The organism is Rhodococcus sp. KRD175 (assembly GCF_017168275.1).
GTDB lineage: Bacteria > Actinomycetota > Actinomycetes > Mycobacteriales > Mycobacteriaceae > Rhodococcoides > Rhodococcoides fascians.
Map to the genome: position 1 here is coordinate 287,760 of NZ_JABFAQ010000007.1, position 21,511 is coordinate 309,270.

23 protein-coding genes and 1 tRNA gene are annotated in these 21,511 nt (G+C 64.4%); 6 read left to right on the plus strand and 18 right to left on the minus strand.

Translation table 11 applies throughout. The features are described from left to right. Positions 1 to 13: 13 nt before the first annotated feature. On the minus strand, positions 14 to 481 hold the full coding sequence (locus tag J1M81_RS13580) for a universal stress protein (protein WP_027497473.1): 468 nt from the start codon (positions 479 to 481) through the stop codon (positions 14 to 16). A gap of 110 nt (positions 482 to 591) precedes the next feature. On the opposite strand from J1M81_RS13580, the gene J1M81_RS13585 reads away from it, so the two are divergent. Further along, positions 592 to 1,314 (plus strand): GAF and ANTAR domain-containing protein, encoded by a 723-nt coding sequence (locus J1M81_RS13585; protein WP_027497474.1) that lies wholly within the window; start codon positions 592 to 594, stop codon positions 1,312 to 1,314. A gap of 11 nt (positions 1,315 to 1,325) precedes the next feature. Here J1M81_RS13585 and J1M81_RS13590 read toward each other — a convergent pair whose 3' ends face one another. The 3 genes from J1M81_RS13590 to J1M81_RS13600 form a co-directional block, all read right to left on the minus strand. Then, on the minus strand, positions 1,326 to 2,792 hold the full coding sequence (locus tag J1M81_RS13590) for an MFS transporter (RefSeq protein WP_204878792.1): 1,467 nt from the start codon (positions 2,790 to 2,792) through the stop codon (positions 1,326 to 1,328). A 55-nt stretch (positions 2,793 to 2,847) separates the two neighbouring features. Next, a complete protein-coding gene (locus tag J1M81_RS13595) occupies positions 2,848 to 3,000 on the minus strand; it encodes a hypothetical protein (RefSeq protein ID WP_167327872.1) in 153 nt (50 codons plus the stop codon). 71 nt (positions 3,001 to 3,071) lie between these two features. Then, positions 3,072 to 3,539, minus strand: coding sequence for an NUDIX domain-containing protein (locus J1M81_RS13600; RefSeq protein ID WP_167327871.1), 468 nt, complete (start codon positions 3,537 to 3,539; stop codon positions 3,072 to 3,074). Between the two features lie 162 nt (positions 3,540 to 3,701). On the opposite strand from J1M81_RS13600, the gene J1M81_RS13605 reads away from it, so the two are divergent. Further along, positions 3,702 to 4,343: a ScbR family autoregulator-binding transcription factor gene (locus J1M81_RS13605; RefSeq protein ID WP_027497477.1), complete on the plus strand. Its 642-nt coding sequence runs from the start codon at positions 3,702 to 3,704 to the stop codon at positions 4,341 to 4,343. Here the strand turns inward: J1M81_RS13605 and J1M81_RS13610 are convergent. Then, positions 4,321 to 5,235 carry an AfsA-related hotdog domain-containing protein gene (locus J1M81_RS13610; RefSeq protein WP_206498200.1) on the minus strand — a complete coding sequence of 305 codons (915 nt, stop codon included), beginning with the start codon at positions 5,233 to 5,235 and terminating at the stop codon, positions 4,321 to 4,323. The two genes, J1M81_RS13605 and J1M81_RS13610, sit on opposite strands and share 23 nt — an antisense overlap. Before the next feature lie 273 nt (positions 5,236 to 5,508). Further along, positions 5,509 to 5,581 (minus strand) — tRNA-Asn (locus tag J1M81_RS13615). Between the two features lie 182 nt (positions 5,582 to 5,763). Here J1M81_RS13615 and J1M81_RS13620 point away from each other — a divergent pair. Beyond that, a complete protein-coding gene (locus J1M81_RS13620; RefSeq protein ID WP_206498201.1) occupies positions 5,764 to 6,009 on the plus strand; it encodes a hypothetical protein in 246 nt (81 codons plus the stop codon). Here the strand turns inward: J1M81_RS13620 and dnaG are convergent. Genes dnaG through J1M81_RS13655 form a run of 7 tightly spaced genes read right to left on the minus strand, consistent with a single transcriptional unit; the run spans position 6,006 to position 13,478 of the window. Next, positions 6,006 to 7,922 (minus strand): DNA primase, encoded by a 1,917-nt coding sequence (gene dnaG / locus J1M81_RS13625; RefSeq protein ID WP_027497480.1) that lies wholly within the window; start codon positions 7,920 to 7,922, stop codon positions 6,006 to 6,008. The genes J1M81_RS13620 and dnaG overlap by 4 nt on opposite strands. Before the next feature lie 42 nt (positions 7,923 to 7,964). After that, positions 7,965 to 9,239 (minus strand): deoxyguanosinetriphosphate triphosphohydrolase, encoded by a 1,275-nt coding sequence (locus J1M81_RS13630; protein ID WP_027497481.1) that lies wholly within the window; start codon positions 9,237 to 9,239, stop codon positions 7,965 to 7,967. Further along, positions 9,240 to 9,956, minus strand: coding sequence for a YdcF family protein (locus J1M81_RS13635; RefSeq protein ID WP_027497482.1), 717 nt, complete (start codon positions 9,954 to 9,956; stop codon positions 9,240 to 9,242). A 55-nt stretch (positions 9,957 to 10,011) separates the two neighbouring features. Further along, positions 10,012 to 10,620 carry a response regulator transcription factor gene (locus tag J1M81_RS13640; RefSeq protein WP_027497483.1) on the minus strand — a complete coding sequence of 203 codons (609 nt, stop codon included), beginning with the start codon at positions 10,618 to 10,620 and terminating at the stop codon, positions 10,012 to 10,014. Next, the gene (locus J1M81_RS13645; RefSeq protein ID WP_032374557.1) at positions 10,617 to 11,726 is read right to left on the minus strand and encodes a sensor histidine kinase; all 1,110 of its coding nucleotides are present in this window, start codon (positions 11,724 to 11,726) and stop codon (positions 10,617 to 10,619) included. Before J1M81_RS13645 ends, J1M81_RS13640 begins: the two co-directional genes overlap by 4 nt. Positions 11,727 to 11,772: 46 nt before the next feature. Continuing rightward, on the minus strand, positions 11,773 to 12,567 hold the full coding sequence (locus tag J1M81_RS13650) for an ABC transporter permease (protein ID WP_027497485.1): 795 nt from the start codon (positions 12,565 to 12,567) through the stop codon (positions 11,773 to 11,775). Beyond that, positions 12,564 to 13,478, minus strand: coding sequence for an ABC transporter ATP-binding protein (locus J1M81_RS13655; protein ID WP_032374420.1), 915 nt, complete (start codon positions 13,476 to 13,478; stop codon positions 12,564 to 12,566). The genes J1M81_RS13650 and J1M81_RS13655 overlap by 4 nt, the downstream gene beginning before the upstream one ends. 122 nt (positions 13,479 to 13,600) lie before the next feature. Here J1M81_RS13655 and J1M81_RS13660 point away from each other — a divergent pair, with 122 nt between their 5' ends. Beyond that, positions 13,601 to 15,628, plus strand: a complete 2,028-nt coding sequence (locus J1M81_RS13660; RefSeq protein ID WP_032374421.1) for a YgcG family protein — start codon at positions 13,601 to 13,603, stop codon at positions 15,626 to 15,628. 326 nt (positions 15,629 to 15,954) lie between these two features. On the opposite strand, the gene J1M81_RS13665 is transcribed toward J1M81_RS13660, so the two are convergent. Beyond that, positions 15,955 to 17,340, minus strand: a complete 1,386-nt coding sequence (locus J1M81_RS13665) for a glycine--tRNA ligase (protein ID WP_032368169.1) — start codon at positions 17,338 to 17,340, stop codon at positions 15,955 to 15,957. Between the two features lie 281 nt (positions 17,341 to 17,621). On the opposite strand from J1M81_RS13665, the gene J1M81_RS13670 reads away from it, so the two are divergent. Together J1M81_RS13670 and J1M81_RS13675 are read left to right on the plus strand one after the other, a co-directional pair. Next, entirely contained in the window at positions 17,622 to 17,996 is a 375-nt protein-coding gene (locus J1M81_RS13670) for a metalloregulator ArsR/SmtB family transcription factor (RefSeq protein ID WP_080733342.1), read from the plus strand. Next, a complete protein-coding gene (locus J1M81_RS13675) occupies positions 17,993 to 18,433 on the plus strand; it encodes a Fur family transcriptional regulator (RefSeq protein ID WP_032368170.1) in 441 nt (146 codons plus the stop codon). Before J1M81_RS13670 ends, J1M81_RS13675 begins: the two co-directional genes overlap by 4 nt. Positions 18,434 to 18,440: 7 nt before the next feature. Here J1M81_RS13675 and J1M81_RS13680 read toward each other — a convergent pair whose 3' ends face one another. From J1M81_RS13680 to recO, 4 genes are read right to left on the minus strand one after another with little or no spacing between them, the layout of a single operon-like run. Continuing rightward, positions 18,441 to 19,433 (minus strand): iron-siderophore ABC transporter substrate-binding protein, encoded by a 993-nt coding sequence (locus tag J1M81_RS13680; protein ID WP_032374559.1) that lies wholly within the window; start codon positions 19,431 to 19,433, stop codon positions 18,441 to 18,443. Positions 19,434 to 19,481: 48 nt separating this feature from the next. Continuing rightward, complete coding sequence (locus J1M81_RS13685) at positions 19,482 to 19,886, minus strand: hypothetical protein (RefSeq protein ID WP_027497492.1); 405 nt, start codon at positions 19,884 to 19,886, stop codon at positions 19,482 to 19,484. Beyond that, a complete protein-coding gene (locus tag J1M81_RS13690) occupies positions 19,879 to 20,688 on the minus strand; it encodes an isoprenyl transferase (RefSeq protein WP_027497493.1) in 810 nt (269 codons plus the stop codon). The genes J1M81_RS13685 and J1M81_RS13690 overlap by 8 nt, the downstream gene beginning before the upstream one ends. After that, positions 20,654 to 21,487: a DNA repair protein RecO gene (gene recO / locus J1M81_RS13695; protein WP_032374422.1), complete on the minus strand. Its 834-nt coding sequence runs from the start codon at positions 21,485 to 21,487 to the stop codon at positions 20,654 to 20,656. The genes J1M81_RS13690 and recO overlap by 35 nt, the downstream gene beginning before the upstream one ends. Between the last annotated feature and the right edge of the window lie 24 nt (positions 21,488 to 21,511).

Below are 21,511 nucleotides of genomic sequence, written 5' to 3' on the forward strand. Positions count from 1 at the left end.
GGAATTCGAGCCTTCATGGCACCACTGTGACCGGCCAGCGGCCCGCCTTGACCAGTCGCACTGCCACAGATCCCGCCAATCGGTGCCCGGCGCGTTCGGAGGCCCCCACCACGACGGCGTCGGTGCGGAGTCCATCGGCAACCGCGACGAGTCCGTTGTAAGGATCACCCTGCGCAGTGCGGAATTCCCAGCGAACCTGCTCTCGCTCCCCGAAGCGGGCCACCGAGGTTCTGATGTAGTCGAGGAGTTCGTCGGCGATCTGTCGGCCCGTTTCCACCATCGAGATCCCCGCCTGGCCCCACGACGCGGTGGCGATGGGCTGCACGTAGACCAGCACCAGAAGCGATTGTTGCCTACGGGCCAGTCCTCCGGCGTATGCGGCGGCCCGCCAGGACGAATCCGAGCCGTCGACGCCCACCACGATGGACTTCGGGCCGTCGTGGCCGTACTCGAATCCCGTAGATTCCTGCGCATTGCTCACGACATGAGGCTACTGCCAGCCCGTTGGTGCAGGGACCCCGGCGCAGGGCGGTACGGTTGATGTGCTGCGCAACCGGTTTGCCCGGCATGCGCCACACGACGGGAGAAGCAATGACCGACGACGAACAGTTCGACGCTCCGTCGACCGACCCGGCAACTGTATTCGCCGCTCTGGCCGACATCGTGTATCGCGGCAGTAGCGCAGAAGAGGTCTACACCGCTATCTGCAACGCCGCGACGATGGTTGTCCCTCACTGCGATCACGCGAGTCTCATGTTGTTGCGCCACGGAAAGGCCGTCACCGTCGCGGCCTCGGATGACGTGGCACGCGTCGTCGACGACATCGAACGCGCCACAGGTCAGGGACCGTGCTTGGATGCGCTGACCACCGAGGCCGTCCAACTCGAGCCGGATTTCAGCAGCCCCACCCAGTGGCCCGCAATGGCTCGGGGTGTCCTGAACCGCACGCCGGTCCGGGGAGCGATGGGGTTCCGCCTCAAGGTCGACGAGCAGAAGGTGGGTGCTCTCAACCTGTTCACCGACACCGCGGGTGCCTTCGATGCCGACACCGCCGACAAAGCCGTCATCCTGACTGCGTTCACTTCTGTGACGGTCGGGGCGATGCTGAACGGCCAAGAGGCATCGACCTTGCGCGACGGCCTCGAGAGCAACCGTGAGATCGGCAAGGCGATCGGCCTCATCATGGCGTTGCACAAAGTATCCGACGAAGAAGCGTTCGCACTGCTCCGCAAATCGTCGCAGGATCTGAACGTCAAGATCGCCGATCTCGCATCGACGGTCGTCCAGCGGCACGGCAAGGGCCTGTCGAGCTGAACGAGCCGAGATCAGTGACCGCTCTGCACCTTCTTCGGTAGAGCGAACACCAACGCCAACGCAACGACGCTGAACGCGGCACTGACGGCCATGGCCATGGCGGCACCGTGCAGGAAGCCGGATCCCACGGTATCGGGGCCGGTGATGGTGAGTGAGCCGAACAGCACACTACCGATGACTGCGATACCGATTGCGGAGCCGACGCGCTGCATCGTCGAGATGACGCCGCTCGCGGCTCCTGCGTCGTCGCGGTCGACGGTTGCGACGATGAACTGCGCGTTGGGAGCGATGAACGCGCCGTTGCCCAAGCCCGCGATGAACAGCGGGACCAGCAGAGTCCAATGGGAGATGGTGTCGGCGGAACTGGTCGCCAAGATGATCCACAGCCAGATCAAGCCGATCGACACCAGCGATGCGCCGAGGATCAATACGGTGCGGCCGAGTCGGATCGTGAGCTTGTTGCTCTGCGAGGACGCGATGATGCTGCCGATCGCGAACGGTATCGAGACCAACCCGGACGAGAGGGCCGTATTGCCGAGCCCGGTCTGCCACAACAACGAGATGGTGAAGAAGATGCTGGTGAACGCCGCGAAGTACACCAGCGCGAGAATCACACCGCCGGTGAATGCCGGTCGGGTGAACAGTCGCGGCGGCACGAGCGGATTGTGTCCACGACCGGTGTGGATCACCTCCCACCAGCCGAACACTGCAATCAGGCCCACGCCTGCAGCAATGGTCACGTAGGTCCACAACGGCCATCCGAGCTCCTGGCCTTCGATCAGCGGTACGAGCAGCGCGATGAGGCCGGCGGAGATCAGCACCAACCCGAGCCAGTCGATGCCCGGCCTTGCAGTCGGCTCGGATTCATCCTTCTTCGGCAGCAGAACCGCCGCCGCGATCAGACCGACGATGCCGATCGGCAGGTTGACCCAGAAGACCAACCGCCAGCCGTTCTCCTCACCGAAAGCCTGGATGATCAACCCGCCGACGATCGGCCCCAACGCAGTCGACACTCCGATGACCGCACCCATGATCGCAAATGCCTTGCCGCGCACAGGACCTGGAAACAGCAGTTGGATGAACGCTGTGACAGCGGGCACGAACATTCCGCCTGCCAGACCCTGAACCACTCGGGCAACCACCAACTGCAGATCGTCCTGAGCGAGTCCGCAGGCGAAGCTGGCCACCGTGAACAGAGCGAGGCCGGTGAAGAACACCCACTTGTGCCCGATCCGATCCCCGACCTTGCCCGCCGGAATCAGGGCGAGACCGAACGCGAGCGCGTAGCCCGAGATGATCCACGACAGAACGGATTCCGACGCCTCCAGCGTCGTGCTGATCGTCGGCAATGCGACGTTGACGATGGTGGTGTCGAGCAGGGCCATGAACATCCCGAGCAACAGAACCACCAGGGCTTGCCAGGCGCGCTTGGGTACCTCGATCGCCGGTGGGGTCGCTGACGCAATACCGTCGGTCACTGCACTGCCCTTCGTAGTAGTCGCTGAGCAGTATCGACCGAACGGTCTGGTATTGCTAGCCGATCATGGCGGACGCGGCGAACACCCAGGACAGGCCGGTGGCCAGAGCCACGAACCCCGAGGCCACGATTCGACCTGCCCACTGACCTTCCAGCAGAGCTGTTTCCACGCGAGCCGTGTCGGCGTCGGTCGTCTCCATCGGTGTCATGTTCCACTTCCCACCCTGCATCCGCGGCCGTCGTTTCCGGCCGCCGGATACCCCGGGATTCGACGCCGAAACTAGCGCGACTCCACAATGGCCTCCACTGCGTCGAGAAATGGGTGCTGCGCGGCCAGCAGCTTTGTCCTCGCCAGCGACACAGGAAACCATTCGATGCGGTCTACCTCGGGAAACGATTGCATCTTCCCGGATTTCGGCGGCCACTCGATCTCGAATGTGTTGCTCATCGCAGTGGAGACATCGAGGTCGGACTCGATCCCGAACGCGGTGACGATCTTCCCGCCGCGCTGTGTGACGGTGCCGAGCTCGATGGGGTTGCCCGCAGGCACCTCGATGCCGACTTCCTCTCGGAATTCACGCTGAGCCGCCGCCCACGGGTCTTCGGCCTCGGTGAACTGCCCCTTCACTATCGACCACGCACCGTCGTCCTTCCGCGCCCAGAACGGGCCGCCGGGATGGGCGATCAGAACCTCCACCACGTCGGCGTTCACCCGAAACAGCAGAATGCCCGCGCTCTTGTTGACCATGTGATGAGCGTGCCATCAATTTGCACGCTCACCGTCATTCCCCATCACCATTCGAGCAGGCCCGCACGGTTCGCCCCTTGGGCATCGACACCGATTTTCGGTGAATTGCCGTCTTTTGACTGGGAGAGTGCCGCGAAAGCGGGTACCAGCTATTGTCTACCGATGCAAGAGCGCGCAGAATCGACCAGGCAGGCCGTACTCGTGGGAGCCGCATCGAGCTTCGACAAGTTCGGCTACGGCACAGCCAGTCTGAGCACCATCATCGCCAACGCCGGCGTCAGCAAGGGTGCGATGTACTTCCACTTCTCGTCGAAGGAAGATCTGGCGCAGGCCGTGATCGAGGCACAGATGGCTCTTGCCACCGCTGCCACCGTCACCATCATCGAAAGCACACCGAAGGCCATCGATGCCCTGATCCTGATCACCAAGGAGTTGGCGCGTCAGCTGCAGACCGACCCCATCGCACGTGGCGGCATGCGGTTGACGTTGGAATCGACGACGGCTCAGAATCCGAATGCGCAATCGTTCGACGACTGGATCGGAATGATCGCGAAGTTGACCGAGCGCGCCCGGACCGAAGGCGACATCGTCGACGACGTGGACACGGCCGCACTCGCCAGGATGATCGTTGCATCGTTCACGGGAGTTCAGACCGTCTCGGAGATGCTCACCGGACGCGCCGACCTCCAGCTTCGGATGACCGAGATGTGGCACCTGTTGCTACCGTCGATCGCCCCTCGCCGGCGACTGGCCCGGATACGAGCGGTAGCCGATGCACCGCTCATCGACTGGAACGATCGCTGAGCGGTAGCCACGGTTCGGGTGTCGCCGTGACGGACATCGCCGAGAGCACGACCCCGTCGTGCTCGAACTGAATGCGGTGAATGCCGTCGGTCGTGTCGCTGTCGACGATGACCGTGCACGGGTTGGCCCATTCGGCGAACCCCAAGAACCTGACCTCGAGGGACGTGAAATCCAGGTCCACGCAACCGGTGGCCGAACGCAACGCCTGACGGGCGGCTTCGAGCATGGTGACGCCCGGTAGGTATTCCACCGAATGATCGAACATCGCCAGGTTCCGCGGATCCGGAGCCACCACGAGCGTCCCGTCCGAGGTATGACGAGCCAGTACGACATCTGAGGGGTCGAGACGGCCGACTCCGGCCGGTTCTACCACCTCGGTTCCGGCGGGAAGGTACCGAAAGTGTGGGTCGGCCATGGTCGGCTTGCGGACCTTGGAGTAGACGTCCGGTCCGATGGGACGCACGGACGCCGTTCCGGAGGCGACGACCTGACCGCGGTTGAGCAGTCGAGCTGACAGCTTCAGGTTGTCCAGCGACTCGTCCTCGAATGTGCGGTCGGTCGTGATCGACTCGGCGACAAGCGAATCGTCGATGTTGTCGACCGACAGCAGGTCGAGAATGTCGAACCGGAAGTGCTCGATGTAGACCACGTGGTCGAGTGGGACGTCGTGTTCGACGTGACAGAACAGGCTCACTGCCTGCCGTAGCGCCTCGGCGATCATCAACGAATCGTGGGTGCGACGTACCGGTACGAACATGCGATGCGACGTCGGCAGCTGTACCGCCGCACGATGCGTACCGTCGACCGTCTCGTAGTCGGTCAACAGCACGTCCGCCGGAGAGCGCCGATGCACGAGCTGGCGTGGAACGGTGGATGCGTAACTCAAACTCACTTCAAAGCCCCTTAGAACCCGACCGATCCGTCTTTTTCCAGCACTTCCGAGCGTCCCGGATCGCACGAACAGTATGTCGCGAGACACCGACAAAACTGGCATCCGACGACCTGATTCATTCGATCGATATACAGAAGATTCGGTCACGATCTGATAGCTGTCCGGGACTCTCGGTACCACATGTGCGGTACGTTCTCGCCGACCGATCCGGTCACGGGCGAGCGACCCCGGACAGCAAAAATCCCCGCCCGGACAAGCCGGACGGGGACTGCGCTCCCCCACCTGGACTCGAACCAGGAACCCTTCGATTAACAGTCGAATGCTCTGCCAATTGAGCTATGGGGGATTACCTTGCGGCGTCACACTCTCGTGCGAGCCGTTGGAAACAATAGCGCACACCCCCTTGTGAGTACCAAATCGGGCCCACGTGAGCGCCGGAACAGCTTCCGCTGTGTACCGAATCGCCCTGCTCGAGGTTCGTCGGGCAAGATGGAAGAACGGCCGCACGCTCTACGGAAGGACCCACTGATGATTCGTTTGGTACTGGCGGCTGGAGCTGCATATGTACTGGGAGCCAAGGCCGGACGGGGCCGGTACGAGCAGATTCGTAAGACGGCCAGCGCCGTCGCGTCGAGCCCGGCCACCAAGAAGGCCATCGAGTTCGGCCGTCAGAAGTTGTCCGACTCTCTGAACACGCAGCCGAGACTCGAGCCGATGAAGCCGGTCGACGACGAAGACCAGGTTTTCGTCCCGCGCGATCAGCTGCGGCGCTAACCGACCTCGGCGACGCTTCCCACGGCGAGTTCGAGCAGGCTGCGGCGGTACTGCTCGAGGGCGATGAGATCACCGAACAGGGCGTTGTAGTCGTCCGGCTTCTCGGCGGGCGACATGCGCTGCAGCTTGGACTTCAGTTCGGCGACCTGTTGGCCCACCCACACCTCTTGGAGCCGGGCGAGCACACCGGAGATGTAGCGTGTCAGAGCGTCGTCGGCCACGCGCATCGGGTCGACGGCCAGCTCCGTCACCAACGACACCACCACTGCGTCCTTGGCCTGCTTGGCCACTGCGTCGACCCACTCCCCACCGCCCAGGCCCGCGGCAGTGCCGCCGGCCGCGGCCACAGCATCGCGCACCGCTGCGTACGCCGGATGGTGGAAGCTCTCGGGCGGTAGCGAATCGAAGACGGTGCCGGCGACCGCGGGCATCTGCAGCACCGCTTTGAGGGCCTCTCGTTGCGGCCACAGCGTCGGATCGGTGGGGTTCGGACGCGGCGGCCCGGCCGGGGCTTCCGTCGGCGCTGCCTGACGCTTCTCGAAGGGCACGCGTTTGCCGCTGGTGTCGCCTCGGGCACCCTTCTTCGCCTCGTCGCGCACGCGCGCGAGCACCATCGCAGTGTCGTCCCAGCCGGTCCATCCGGCGAGCTGCCTGGCGTACTCGTCGCGCAGTGAGGCGTCCTTGATCCGTGCAACGACGGGAACAGTGCGTTTGAGGGCTTCGACGCGCCCCTCGGGCGTGTCCAGATCATGCTCTCGCAGCAGCGATTTGACGACGAAGGCAAACATCGGGGTCCGCCGGGCCACGAGATCGCGAACAGCGTTGTCACCGGATTTCAGGCGCAGGTCGCACGGGTCCATTCCGTCGGGTGCGACGGCGACGAAGGTCTGCCCGGCGATCTTCTGATCCCCCTCGAACGCCTTCATGGCCGCGGCCTGGCCGGCGTCGTCACCGTCGAAGGTGTAGATCACCTCACCGCGAAAGTAGCTGTCGTCCATCATCAGTCGGCGCAGCATCGCGAGGTGGTCTTCGCCGAACGCGGTGCCACAGGACGCCACCGCGGTCTTGACGCCGGCGAGGTGCATCGCCATGACGTCGGTGTAGCCCTCGACGATGACGGCCTGATGCGACTTCGCGATCTCCTTGCGTGCCAGGTCGAGCCCGAACAACACTTGAGACTTCTTGTACAGCATCGTTTCCGGAGTGTTGATGTACTTTCCGGGCATCGTGTCGTCGTCGAACAGCTTGCGTGCGCCGAAGCCGATGACGTCGCCGCTCTGACTGCGAATCGGCCACACCAACCGGCGCCGGAATCGGTCGATGGGTGTGCCGCGCTTGCCCGGGGTCGCCAGGCCGGCGTCGACGATCTCCTTGGCTTCGAAGCCCTTGCCCAGCAAGTGTTTGGTGAGGGTGTCCCAGCCGTCGGGTGCGTATCCGCAGCCGTAGGCCAGTGCGGCGTGGCCGTCGAAGTTGCGTTCGGTCAGGTAGTCCCGGGCGGCCTGGGCATCGGGCCCGCTGAGCCGACCTGCGTAGAACTCCTGAGCCGCCGCGTTCGCGGCGATCAGGCGCGCTCGGGTCCCGCGGTCACGTTGGACCGATGGCCCTCCGCCCTCGTAGGAGATCGAGTAGTTCAGCCGATCGGCGAGTTGCTCGACGGCCTCGACGAACGAAATGTGCTCGATCTTCTGGAGGAACGAGTAGGCATCACCACCTTCGCCGCAGCCGAAGCAGTGGTAATGGCCGTGATTGGGCCGAACATGGAACGACGGAGACTTCTCGTCGTGGAAGGGACACAACCCCTTCATGGAGTCGCCGCCCGCGCGCTTGAGCGAGACGTAGTCGCCGACTATGTCTTCGATCCGTGTGCGTTCGCGAATGGCGGCAATGTCACGTTCAGGAATTCGGCCGGCCACGACTGGAGTCTAGCGTCGAACAAGACGCCCGACACCCGTCGATCAACCCCAGCTGGCCTGAGCCCCGAGCGACCGCTTGTCCACCAGTTCGAGTCGACTCTCGGTGTACGACGCGATCTGATCCACGACGACGCGAGTCCGTTCGGCGTCGCTGTTCGCGCGTTGCCACGCGGGCACCAGGATGGGATCGAGTTCGCCCGGCGCCGAGCGCATCAACCACTCGGCGACACGATGGATCCGGTCACGTTGACGTTCCTGCCGAATCTTGTGCCCAGCGTCGGACATGACGTACCGCAGTGCCATGGTCTTGAGCAGAGCCACTTCGGACGCGACGATCGACGGCACCACGAGGTCGGCATCGTACCTCGTCAACGCTGCCGTGCCGTACTTCTGGCGGGTTCCGTCGATGGCAGCCGTGGCGAATCGCCCGACCAGCTCGCTGGTCATGTGCTTGAGCGCCACGGATGCGGTGAGAGTGCCGTCGTATCTGCCGACCGCGACGACGACGTCCATCTTGGACAACCGGCTCGCCGCCTCGATCAACTCGTCGACGTCGAGTCCGCGGAACTCCGACACACCGAGTTCGGCCAGTGCCCGCTGCTCGATCGGATCGGACAGTGCGCGCAGGTCGATTCTGGCGTCGATGACGCCGTCCTCGACGTCGTGTACCGAGTAGGCGACGTCGTCGGACCAATCCATGGTCTGCGCTTCGAGGCACTTGTGCTTGTCCGGTGCACCGTCGCGTACCCAGCCGAGAATGGCCGAGTCGTCGTCGTAGGCACCGAATTTCGCGCCCGGCGCGGGCCTGGTCCACGGATACTTCATCGCGGCGTCGAGGGCGGCGCGGGTGAGGTTGAGTCCCGCGCTGTTGCCGTCGGAGTCGAGGATCTTGGGCTCGAGGCCGGTCAGGATGCGCAGGTTCTGCGCGTTGCCCTCGAATCCGCCGCAATCCTGGGCCACCTCGTCGAGGGCCCGCTCGCCGTTGTGTCCGTAGGGAGGATGACCGATGTCGTGTGCCAAGCCCGCCAGATCGACCAGATCGGGGTCGCTGCCGAGCCCCTCCGCGATGCTGCGCCCGATCTGCGCGACCTCGAGCGAATGCGTCAACCGGGTGCGCGGGGTGTCGCCGTCGCGGGGCCCGGTCACCTGGGTCTTGTCCGCAAGACGACGCAGGGCAGCACAGTGCAAGACCCGCGCACGATCTCGCGCGAACGCACTCCGATGCGAGGCGTTGTCCGCCCCGGATCGAAGCCCAGCGGTCTTGGGCGGTTCGGGAACGAATCGTTCGACGTCGTGCTCGGAGTATGTGCCGGTCATCTACTGGCCTGCCGTGTAGGAGAAATCAGCGGTGAAGTGCGTCAACTGGTACCACAGCAGAGCGCCTGTCTCCCTGGCTATTCCGTGCGCCTGCGACTCGCGGGTGTAGACGGCAGGCCCGGTGCGGGTGGGCGACGTCCACGCATCGAGATCGGCGTCGCGCGCCATGGTTCGGGTGCGCAGCGAGTGCCACGGATCGCTGACCAGCACCACCGATGTCTTGCCCTGATCTCGTAGCGTGGCACTGACGGCTTCGATGCTTTCGAGGGTGTCCGATCCGGTTTCGACGGCCACGATCGCGTCGGCAGGCACGCCCTGATCTATCAGGTAATTGCGACCCGACGCCGCCTCGGTGAACAGGTCACCTTCTTGCTTGCCGCCGACGGTGACGATCTCGGGAGCGATGCCCTGCTCGTACAACGACGCGGCCTGCGCCAAGCGTGCCTCGAACACCGTCGAGGGCGTACCGCTGTACTGCGCCGCACCGAGTACGACGATGGCGTCCGCCGCAGTATGGTCGTCGATCCGAGCCACCTGCCACACGCGCACCGCGGTGCCCGCCACCAGGACGAGGGCCATCAGTATCACTCCCGCGACCAACCGACCCGTCCAGCGTCCGAGCGTTCCGAAGAAGCCCAGCCGCTCGGGACCGGGGTCCGGGGCATACCGGTCGTCGTACGGGTCGCCGTACGAATCTCGGTCGAGAGTTGGATTCACCCCTCGAGTTTGCCAGGCCCGCGCATCTTCGGCGGTCACGGCGCGCCTCGGAAGGTCAGAGCCACCCGCGGTCCTCGGCGACTCGGACCGCTTCGGCCCGGGTGCTGGTGCCAGTTTTTCCGATCGCCGAAGAGAGATGGTTGCGCACTGTCCCTTCCGACAGGTGCACCTGCGCCGCGATGGCACCGGCCGTTCCACCCTTCGACGCTGCGCGAAGAACTTCCTGCTCACGGGCGGTCAGCGGGGAGACGCCCTCGGTGAGCGTCTCGGTGGCGAGGGCGGGATCGACGACGCGCAGTCCCATGTGGACCCGTCGTACGGCGTCGGCCAACTGTTTGGCTGGAGTGTCCTTGACGACGAATCCGGAGGCTCCGGCATCGATCGCACGGCGTAGATATCCGGGCCGGCCGAACGTCGTGACGATCAGCACTCTCGACTCCGGTACCACCTGAGCCAGCTCGGCGGTGACGTCGATGCCGTTCTTGCCCGGCATTTCCACGTCGAGCAGCACGACGTCGGGTCGGTGTTCGAGAACCGCCGCCACCACTTCGTCGCCTCGTCCCACCTCGGCGACGATGTCGAGGTCGTGTTCGAGCCCCAACAATGCCGCGAGAGCACCACGCACCAGCGCTTGGTCGTCGGCCAGCAACAGTCTGATACTCATGGTGCCGAGACCTCCACCTTGAATCCGCCGGTCGGAACCCGGGCGACCGTCAGTGAACCACCGGCAGCGCTCACGCGTTCACCCAACCCGCGGAGCCCGTTTCCTCCACAGTTTTCCTCGGCCGGCCCGCATCCGTCGTCGACGATGGAAATGCTCGACGGCGTCAGCATCACTCGGCAGCGGCGTGCGTGGGAGTGTCGCACCACGTTGGTCACCGCTTCGCGCAGGACCCAGCCGAACAGTTCGCGGTGTCGCAGTGGAACGACGTCGGCATCCGCGGGCAGCTCGACGTCGATGGCTGCAGCCAGCAAAGCTGTTCGTGCGCTTGCCAGTTCGGTGCCGATGTCGATTTGCCGCATGCCGCCGACGGTGCTGCGAACGTCGGCCAGTGCTTGCCTTGCAAGGGTTTCCACCTCGGCGATCTCGACAGCTGCTCGGGCAGCATCGATCTCGAGCAATCTGCCGGCCAGTTCACTCTTGACAGTGATGACGGTCAGGGAATGCCCGAGAATGTCGTGCACGTCTCGGCTCATCCGCTCACGTTCGGCGACGATGGCCAGATCCGCCAATTGCTGCCGCGCCACGGCCAATTCGTGGTTGCGCTGGAAGACCTGGGTGATACCCCACGCGGCGGCCGAGCTGATCAGCAACTGAAACGCGAAAAAGTTGTCGGGCTCCCAGGACGGGATGACCCGCGGTGCCACTTCGATGGCCACCACCATCACCGCGACCAACGTCCATGCCTGCCGAACCGGCAGCGTCATCATCGCCAGCACCGCGATGTAGATCGTTGCACCGAATCCGGTGGTTCCGATCAGCGCGCTCATCGCCGCGGTCAGGGCCAGCATTGCCGCGAGCGCGATCCAGGCCTGCCGTACCGGCAGCGGGTGTCCGCGGCGGTGACCGTTGCGAAAGCGCCAGAAGGTGGCCGTGAACACGACTCCGAACCCGACGATCGCGGCGATACCGAGGACCCGTGCCGCCACAGACTCCAACGACAGAATCTCGTTCAACGGATAGATCAGGTAGATCAGCCAGATGGCTCCGAACATCCAGCCGTACCGCCAGACCCTGCCCTCGGGGAGGTCGGCGGTGAACGTGGTCATGTCGCCCACGGTATCTCCGTGGGCGACACGATCGGTGGTTTCCGCGTCAGGCACGCTTGGTGTCTTTCCGGAACAGCAGCGCCGCTCCTGCGATGAACACCACCGCCCACACCACCAGGTTGACCACTGCGACGGCGAGGATGCCTGCGTCGGCCGAGGTGAACGGAGCCCGGGCCACAGTCGCCAGACCGTACAGCGGGGTGAACTTCGCCAGCATCGGGAACCAGCCGCTGTCACCGAGCGGGACGAACAATCCGCCGGCCAGAGCGAGGAAGGCCAGTACCGGTCCGAGGATCTGCATGACGTTCTCCGAGGGCAGCAGGTACCCCATGAACAACCCGAATGCGGCGAACACCGCAGATCCGAGCCACGCGATCACTCCGCACGCGAGCCACACCCAGATCGGCATGTCGGCTCCGAAGAATGCCGCGACGACGAACACCACGACGATCGCTGCAGCACCCATTGTCATGGCGACGAGCATCTTGGTGACGATGTAAGCGACAGGTTTGAGCGGAGTCAGTCGCAACTGCCTGCTCCAGCCCTGAGCGCGTTCGACGGAGACCATCGCTCCCCCACTCGTGGTGGCCAGCATCGCTCCGTAGACGGCCATGCTGATGGCGATGTAGCCCGTGACATTGCCGTGCGCGAAAGGGTAGTTGGTCCGGTAGTCCGACTGCGTACCGAAGATGACGAAGAACACCGGCGGCATGACCAACGTGAAGACCAACGTGCGCTTGTTCCGGAACAGGCGACGGATTTCGAGTCCGAGGAACGTGGGCGAAAATCCGCCGTAAGCAACGGCTCTGGCAGCGGTGGGGCGGGGCGAGGTCGTGGTCATCGGATACTCCCGGCGAGTTCGGTGTCGGCATCGGTGGTCAGGGCGAGGAACGCGTCCTCGAGGTTCCGCGAGACAATTTCGAGATCGGTCGCGTGCGCGTCGTTGAGCAGGTAGCGGGCAACGCAGTCGGAGTCGCGTCCGTGCACGATCACCCGGTCGCCGCGCGTCTCGACCCGGTCGACTCCGGGAAGAGCGAGCAACATTGACCGGTCGACACCGGGCAGAGTGGCGGTGACCGTGCGTCCCGCCGCGAGGTTCTTGACCTCGGCGGCGCTGCCGTCGGCGACGATCTTGCCGTGCCGCACCAACACGATTCGGTCGGCGTAGGCATCGGCCTCGTCGAGGTAGTGCGTTGCGAACAGCACTGTTCGGCCGGTACTCGCGTCCTGGCGAATGGCGTTCCAGAAGTCACGACGACCCTCGACGTCCATGCCGGTGGTCGGCTCGTCCAGCACCAGCAGATCCGGGTCGGGCAACAGTGCAAGTGCGAATCGCAGTCGCTGTTGCTGGCCGCCGGAGCACTTGGCCACTCGCCTGTCGCCGATGTCGGCGATGCCGGCCCGAGTCAGCACTTCCTTCACCGACCGAGTTCGGGCGAACAGGGCCGCGGTCAGTTCGACGGTTTCGCGGACGGTCAGGTCGCGAAGAAGTCCGCCGGTCTGCATCACCGCCGAGATGCGCCCCTGGGCGATGGCGTCGGCCGGAGTTCCGCCGAACACCGATACCGTCCCGGTGGTGGGTGTGGCCAGGCCGAGCATCATGTCGATGGTCGTGGTCTTGCCGGCACCGTTCGGTCCGAGAAAAGCGACTACCTCGCCCGGCTCGATGGACAGGTCGATCCCGTCCACCGCACGGACCGATCCGTATGTCTTCGTGACGCCTCGCAGTTCGACTGCCTTCGTTGTGGTCATGACAGCTACTCTGCTGCGATCCGAGCCCGACCACCTCGACCGAGCGTCACGATTGCACGATGACAACTGTCATGGATCGACCTGCTCGTTTCGGACACCCTGGAGCCGGTAGATTTCAGCGCATGGCAGTCCAGCACCGGCGGCATTCCAGCGCCACAGTCCGTAGGTCGGTCCATCGATTCCGTCGCCTCGCCGCAACAGGTGCTCTGACCTTGTTCGCTGCGGTTCTCCTCGCCCCCGGCGTCGCCTCCGCCGAGGCACCCTCGCGCCTCGCCACCCAGATCACCGACAACGTGCAGGCACTCGATCCGGACTCGCTGGCCGAGGTACAGACGTCCATCGACGACCTGTACGGCGGCAGTCAGCTCAGGCTGTGGGTCACCTACGTTGCGGATTTCGACAACATGTCGGCGGCCGACTGGGCACGGCAGACGTACGAACGGAGCGATCTCGGTCAGCGAGACGTCCTGCTCGCAGTGGCGACCGTCGATCGGTCGTACTACCTCGGCGTCAACACCGGGCTCTCACAGATCACCACGGCGGAGCAGGACGACATTCGTGTCAACGACGTCGAACCTGCGCTGGGCGAAGAGGATTGGTCGGGAGCGGCCATAGCGGCGGCCGGCGCTCTCGGCGAGGCCTATGCGTCGAGCGGTGGAGGTGGGTCGTCGGCACCGCTGCTGATCGGTGTCGGGGTGTTGGCCGTCGCAGGCGGCGGAGCTGTTGTCTACTCCTCACGGCGCAAGAAGGCTCGAGTGGCCGCCGAGGTGGAAGCGGTGGCGAAGATCGACCCGAGCGACCCGGCAGCATTGGCCCAATTCCCGATCGACGTTCTCGACACCCGCGCCAAGGAAATTCTGATCGAGACCGACAACGCCGTGCGAGCCAGCGAGGAGGAATTGACCTTGGCCCGAGGCGAATTCGGCGATTCGGCAGCCGCTCCCTTCATCACGGCGTACGACAACGCAAAGAAAGCTCTGGCCTCTGCCTTCGAGATCCGTCAGCGGCTCGACGACGCCATTCCTGAAACCCCCGATCAGCGACGGGCGATGCTCGTCGAAATCATCTCCTCGTGCGGCCAGGCAGATCGCGAACTCGACTCTCGGGTCGAGGAATTCGACGGATTCCGCGACCTCGTCATGAACGCCGGTTCGCATCTCGACGAGCTCACCCAAGCCATCATCGGCTTGACGGTGCGCATTCCGCAGTCCGAAGCCGTACTCGCTCAACTGCATTCGGAATTCTCCGAGACCGCATTGAAATCGATTGCCGACAACGTCACGATGGCCAAGGATCGAGTTGCGCTGGCCGAGGAGAACATCGAAGCCGGCCGCAAGGCCGCAGCACTGCCGCCCGGTAAGCAGGGCCCGGCCGTCACAGCGATTCGGACCGCGGAACGAGCCGTCGATCAGGCGAAGTCACTGCTCGACGGAGTCGACCACGCCCGCGACGACATACGGCACGCAATAGCCACCCTGCCCGACGCCATCGCGGACGTCCGCCGGGACATCGAGCAGGCTCGCGGACTGGCCGAACACGGCGGCACCGAACTGCAGGCGGCGATGACTGCGGCACAGACGGCATTGAAGAAGGCCGAGGCGGCACAGTCGAGCGATCCGCTCGGTAGTTACACCGCCCTTGCCGCAGCAGATTCCGAACTCGAGAAGATCGTCGACGAAGCATCGGCCGAGAAGGCCGCCGAGGATCAGCTGCGTGCGCGTCTGGAACGCGATATCGCGGCTGCTCAGGCGCAGATCACTGCTGCTGCGGACTACATCTCGACGCGCCGCGGCGGCGTGGGTGCCGATGCTCGAACGCGTTTGTCCGAAGCCGAACGGCATCTCGGTGCAGCTCGTCAGCTCGAGCCGGACAATCCCGACGAGGCTCTCAAGCACGCGCATGCCGCCAGCCAATTGGCTTCGCGCGCGTCGCAGATCGCCCAGTCCGATGTGCAGAACTGGGAAAATCGGCACGGCCCACGCGGCGGCAGTAGCGGCGGCAACGTAGCAGGCGCCGTGCTCGGCGGAATCCTGATCAACAGCGTGCTGCGCGGAGGCGGAGGCGGATTCGGTGGTGGATTCGGCGGCGGGGGCTTCGGCGGCGGTGGAGGCGGAGGCGGCGGCTTCGGTGGCGGCGGCGGCCGCTTCTGATTCGACCCAGACATGCGACAGGGCCCGATCTCTCACCGGCGGGTTCTAACGATCCCCGCAACACCCTCGATTTGAGGGAGTTGCGGGGATCGTGGCATGTGCTGGGTTGAAGGTGCGGTTTTTCGAGGCGTTGGACCGTGAGGACGGGAATGTCAGCGCGGCCGAACGTTGCCCACCGCCTCAACTCCCGTCCACGCAAAACGCTCGGCTGGAAAACTCCAGCCGAGCGTTTACGTGATCTACTGACAGGCATCTGACCATCAGGTGTTGCGAGGACCCCTAGAATCCGCCACCGAGAGATCGGGCCCTGTGTATTGCCTACAGCCCTACGCGCCGATCAGACGGGCGGCGATATAGCCCTCGACCTGATCGAGAGCCACGCGCTCCTGTGCCATCGTGTCGCGCTCACGAATGGTGACGGCGTGGTCGTCGAGGGTGTCGAAGTCGACGGTGATGCAGAACGGGGTACCGATCTCGTCCTGGCGACGGTAGCGACGGCCGATGGCTCCGGCATCGTCGAATTCCACGTTCCAGTACTGACGCAGTTGCTGCGCAAGATCTTTCGCCTTCGGCGTCAGGTCGGCGTTACGCGAGAGCGGGAGCACCGCGACCTTCACCGGGGCAAGACGACGATCGAGCTTGAGCACGACACGCTTGTCGACGCCGCCCTTGGCGTTGGGGGCCTCGTCCTCTGTGTACGCGTCGACGAGGAACGCCATCAGCGACCGAGTCAAGCCGGCGGCCGGCTCGATGACGTACGGGGTGTACCGGGTGTCGGTGGCCTGCTCGTAGTAGCTCAGGTCCTGGCCCGACGCCTTCGAGTGCACCGTCAGGTCGTAATCGGTGCGGTTTGCGACGCCCTCGAGCTCACCCCAGGCGCTGCCCTGGAAGCCGAAGCGGTACTCGATGTCGACGGTGCGCTTGGAGTAGTGCGACAGCTTTTCCTTGGCGTGCTCGTACAGCCGCAGGTTCTCCGGATCGATGCCGAGATCGGTGTACCACTTCATGCGGTAGTCGATCCAGTACTGATGCCACTCGTCGTCCTCGCCGGGCTTGACGAAGAACTCCATCTCCATTTGCTCGAACTCGCGAGTGCGGAAGATGAAGTTTCCCGGTGTGATCTCGTTGCGGAAGCTCTTGCCGATCTGGCCGATGCCGAACGGCGGCTTCTTGCGTGAGGTCGTCAGCACGTTGGCGAAGTTGACGAAGATGCCCTGGGCGGTCTCGGGGCGAAGGTAATGCAGCCCCTCTTCGTTGTCGACCGGGCCGAGGAAGGTCTTGAGCAGGCCGGAGAATGCGCGCGGCTCGGTCCACGAACCGGGCTCACCGGTCTCCGGGTCGCGGATATCGGCGAGTCCGTTCTCGGGCGGGTGGCCGTGCTTCTCCTCGTAGGCCTCGATGAGGTGATCGGCACGGTAGCGCTTGTGGGTGTGCAGCGACTCGACGAGCGGATCGGAGAACGTCTCGACGTGGCCGGAGGCCTCCCACACCTGGCGCGGCAGAATCACCGACGAGTCGAGCCCGACGGTGTCGTCGCGGCTGGTGACCATGTTGCGCCACCACTGCTTCTTGATGTTCTCCTTGAGCTCGACGCCGAGCGGACCGTAGTCCCAGGCCGACTTCGTACCGCCGTAGATTTCGCCGCACGGGTAGACGAGACCTCTGCGCTTGGCGAGGTTGGCGACGGTTTCGACCTTGGACTTGGGTGCCACTGGCGGAGCTCTCCATCTTCGGTTACATCGTGTACGAGGTGACGTGGGCGGTTTTCGCCCTGATCAGACTATCTGGCTCGGTCGTCGATTCCGAACAGCGGTCGGGCACCGAAATTGACATGCGCACCTGTGCATATCACAATGAATATGATTTGCAATAACGATGACTGCACTAGCCTGAGTTCATGACGTCGACCGTGCAGGGAGAATTCGACAACCGACCGGTGACCGAAGGAGCCGCAGCCATGTCCACGGTGCACACCCACAGAACCGACTCGTCCATGGAGAGGGCGGCGCATCTGCAGGATCCGGAACGCCCGGTGCACGACGACCCGTTCGCCGCCACTCCCCCGGCGTTACTTCCGCCGAAGGAGACCTTGGCCGCGGCCGGCGACATCCTGCGTGCACTGGCCGCACCGGTTCGGATTGCGATCGTCCTGCAGCTCCGAGAATCCGAGCGCTGCGTTCACGAACTCGTCGTCGCCCTCGGTGTGACACAGCCGTTGATCAGCCAGCATCTGCGGGTTCTCAAGGCGGCCGGTGTGGTCCGCGGAGAACGTAACGGCCGCGAGGTCCTGTACCGACTGGTCGACGACCATCTCTCCCACATCGTCGTCGACGCCGTGGCTCACGCCGAGGAAGGCCGAAACCTGTGACCGAGAAGACGACCGATACCGCCACTCCGAGACGACCCGTCGTGGTCGGAGTGCGCGCCACCAAACAACGAAGTGCGATCTCGGACCTGCTCGACACCATCGAGGAGTTCAAGTCCGCGCAGGATCTGCACGACGAGCTGCGCAAGCGCGGCGAGGGTATCGGCCTGACCACCGTGTACCGCACACTGCAGACTCTCGCCGACGCAGGAACGGTCGACGTCCTGCGTACCGACAACGGCGAGTCGGTCTACCGGCGTTGCTCCTCGGGCCATCATCACCACCTGGTGTGCCGAGCATGCGGATTCACCGTCGAGGTCGAGGGTCCCACCGTCGAGAAGTGGTCGCAGAGTGTCGCCGAGTCCAACGGCTTCAGCGACGTGAGCCACACGATCGAGATATTCGGCACCTGCAGTCAGTGCAGCACGGCCGATCACTGACCAGCTCTCACCCCACCGCACCCGCCAGGCGAGGCACCACCGAATCGATGGCGAACGGAATGGACAGCACCGAGTTGTACGTGATCGCCCCACGCTGATCGGTGGACAACGGAACGATGGCGTCGTTGCGGGCGGCTGTCAGTGTTCCGAAGATTGGATTCTCCGCCACGACGTCGTTGTCGTCGCCGGTGCCGAGATAGAGCACCACATCGGCGTCGAGCTTCGAGATGTTCTCAGCCGAGACCGGAACGAAGAAGTTGGTTCCGTTGTCCTCGGCCAGGATCGGGTCCGGAATCCCGAAGCCCAATGACGTGACGAACGTCCCCCGCGCGTCCCCCGGCAGATATGCGCCGAACTGACCGTCGTACGGAAGTACCACGGCGGCAGTCTTACCCGCGAACTCCGGATGTGCGGCTCGAACCTGTTCGAGTGCAGCCGTGGTCTGGGCGTTCAGCTTCTTGCCACGATCGGATTCGCCCATCGCGCGGGCGATGGTGTCGGTTGCCACCTCGCGATCGACGGCGTATGCCGCCGATCCGGCCGGTCGAGCGACGGTCGGGGCGATGTCACTGAGTTGCGCGTAGGTGGCCTCGTCGAAGCCGGCGTTCAGCCCGGTGATCAGATCCGGTTGCAGAGAAGCGATCAGCTCGAAGTTCGGTTCGGACTCCGAGCCCAGCAGCGTCAGTGGTGCGTCGCCCACCAACTCGTCGGTCCACGGACCGAGTCCGGTCTCGTAGAAGGTGTATCCGGTGTTTCCGACCGGGACGGTTCCGAGCGCGATGACGGCATCGGCGTCGGACACCCCGAGCGTGACTATGCGGGTGGGCTTCTCCGGAACGGTCGTGCTGCCGTAGATGTGGTCGATGACCACCGGGAAAACACCGTCCGCAGACTGGGCCGCGCTGTCGTCGGGTTCTGCTGTGGAGCAGGCAGTTGCGGACGCGCCGATGGCCATCACCGCCACCACTGCCGTCAGCATTCTGGATACTCGAACCGCCATTGCAACCGCCTTCACGTGAGTAAGTAAAGGCTTACCTTAGACGACCGTTCAGGGCAGCAAACCCTCGCGGGCCTTCTCGACCCCGGCGAGCACCAGAATCAACATCGTCAACATCGCTTCGTCGTCCAACCCGTTGGCCGGAAAGGTGTAGCGCAACAACACATCTGCCAGCTTGTCGTGGGTGTTGACCGAAATCGCGCCGAACTGCGAATCGGCATTGCGGTCGGCTACCTTCTTGTGTAGTGCGGGCTTGAGCGGTCGATCCCACGCCAGCACCGCGGTGAGCGAAAGCACCTCGAGCTCCGGCGAGAGCTGCACCGCGCGTAGCGAGCACAGCGCACCTGCATAGTCGAACCCCAGAGAGCCTTCCTCCCCCACAGTGACAGTGGCGAACTGCGCCAACGCCAACTGAGCCCGCGTCTGCAAGGTGAGGCCAGATACATCGTCACTCATATTTCACTCCACCGAATCGTCGGTCCCGCGACGCGAATTCGATGCAGGCCTCCCACAGATCTCGACGATCGAAATCGGGGAACAGTTTCTTCTGGAACACGAACTCCGCGTAGGCCGACTGCCACAGCAGGAAATTGGAGGTTCTCTGCTCCCCCGAGGGACGCAGGAACAGGTCGACGTCGGGCATGTCCGCCTCGTCGAGGTACTTCGCGACGGTCGCCTCGGTGATCTTTTCCGGGTTGATCTTTCCGGCGGCAACCTGACGCGCGATTTCCCTTGTGGCGTCGGCAATTTCGGCTCGCCCGCCGTAATTGACACACATGGTCAGCGTCATCACCGTGTTGTGCTTCGTCAGCTCCTCGGCCACTTCGAGTTCTTTGATGACGCTGCCCCACAGTCGCGGTCGCCGACCTGCCCAGCGCACCCGCACACCCATCTCGTTCATCTCGTCTCGTCGACGCCGGATCACGTCGCGATTGAAACCCATCAAGAACTTGACCTCGTCGGGACTGCGCTTCCAGTTCTCCGTCGAGAAAGCGTACGCAGACAACCACTGCACACCGATTTCGATGCAGCCACAGACGGCATCCATCAGTACTGCTTCGCCCTGCTCGTGCCCTGCGGTTCGCGGCAATCCACGATCCTGAGCCCACCGGCCGTTACCGTCCATGACCAGAGCGACGTGACGAGGAATCAGCTCCGGCTGCAAGATCGGCGGCCGCGCACCCGAGGGGTGCGGGTCCGGCGGGCGAACCGCCGGCCGTTCGTCAGGCCGGTGTTGCGGCTCGCGTCGTCGAATCACGGTCCCCATCCTGCCCGACGGTGTCGGCGAACACGGAGTCAGGTTGGGCCAGCGGCACCTGGTGTGGATGCGAGCGCTCGATGAGCGGAAGTGTGCGGAGCTGGCGTTCGAGGTGCCACTGCAGATGAGCCGCCACCAGGCCACTGGCCTGCTTTCGGACCGCATCGGAGGTGGTGACGGTGTAGTCCCACTCCCCTCGTTCGAGGGCCACCATCAAATCCAGAACACCGGTCGATGGCGTCGCAGATCCCGGCGGTCGGCAATGCACGCACACAGCGCCACCCGCGGCGACGTGGAACGCACGATGCGGCCCCACCGCAGCGCATCGAGCGCAGTCCGTCAGTGCGGGAGCCCATCCGGCGAAACCCATCGCACGCAGCAGATACGCGTCGAGTACCAACTCGGGCGGCCGCATGTGCTGCGCAAGGGCACGCAGCGCGCCGACGGTCAGCTGATGCAGGCGCTGCGCGGGGGCGTGTTCTTCGCCGGCCAGACGCTCGGCGGTTTCGAGGACTGCGCAGCCGGTGGTGTACCGGCCGTAATCGGCAACGATGTCCCCGCCGAACGCGTCCACCGTGTGCACCTGAGTGACGATGTCGAGGTTGCGTCCGGGATAGAGCAGGACGTCGATGTGCGCAAACGGCTCCAGCCGTGCGCCGAACTTGGACTTGGTGCGGCGCACCCCCTTGGCCACCGCACGGACGATGCCGTTCTCCCTGGTCAGCAACGTGACGATGCGATCGGCCTCACCCAGCTTGTGCTGGCGCAGGACGACTGCGTTGTCACGGTATGGCCTCACGCTCTCCAGTGTCCCACGTGGGCG

Coding starts and splice junctions, on each gene's coding strand:
- J1M81_RS13600 (WP_167327871.1), bottom strand. CDS start 3,539: ATGGTCAACAAGAGCGCGGGCATTCTGCTGTTTCGGGTGAACGCCGAC.
- J1M81_RS13660 (WP_032374421.1), top strand. CDS start 13,601: ATGGCAGTCCAGCACCGGCGGCATTCCAGCGCCACAGTCCGTAGGTCG.
- J1M81_RS13650 (WP_027497485.1), bottom strand. CDS start 12,567: ATGACCACGACCTCGCCCCGCCCCACCGCTGCCAGAGCCGTTGCTTAC.
- J1M81_RS13680 (WP_032374559.1), bottom strand. CDS start 19,433: ATGGCGGTTCGAGTATCCAGAATGCTGACGGCAGTGGTGGCGGTGATG.
- J1M81_RS13595 (WP_167327872.1), bottom strand. CDS start 3,000: ATGACACCGATGGAGACGACCGACGCCGACACGGCTCGCGTGGAAACA.
- J1M81_RS13670 (WP_080733342.1), top strand. CDS start 17,622: ATGGAGAGGGCGGCGCATCTGCAGGATCCGGAACGCCCGGTGCACGAC.
- J1M81_RS13620 (WP_206498201.1), top strand. CDS start 5,764: ATGATTCGTTTGGTACTGGCGGCTGGAGCTGCATATGTACTGGGAGCC.
- J1M81_RS13685 (WP_027497492.1), bottom strand. CDS start 19,886: ATGAGTGACGATGTATCTGGCCTCACCTTGCAGACGCGGGCTCAGTTG.
- J1M81_RS13645 (WP_032374557.1), bottom strand. CDS start 11,726: ATGACCACGTTCACCGCCGACCTCCCCGAGGGCAGGGTCTGGCGGTAC.
- J1M81_RS13655 (WP_032374420.1), bottom strand. CDS start 13,478: ATGACCACAACGAAGGCAGTCGAACTGCGAGGCGTCACGAAGACATAC.
- J1M81_RS13640 (WP_027497483.1), bottom strand. CDS start 10,620: ATGAGTATCAGACTGTTGCTGGCCGACGACCAAGCGCTGGTGCGTGGT.
- J1M81_RS13585 (WP_027497474.1), top strand. CDS start 592: ATGACCGACGACGAACAGTTCGACGCTCCGTCGACCGACCCGGCAACT.
- J1M81_RS13605 (WP_027497477.1), top strand. CDS start 3,702: ATGCAAGAGCGCGCAGAATCGACCAGGCAGGCCGTACTCGTGGGAGCC.
- J1M81_RS13630 (WP_027497481.1), bottom strand. CDS start 9,239: ATGACCGGCACATACTCCGAGCACGACGTCGAACGATTCGTTCCCGAA.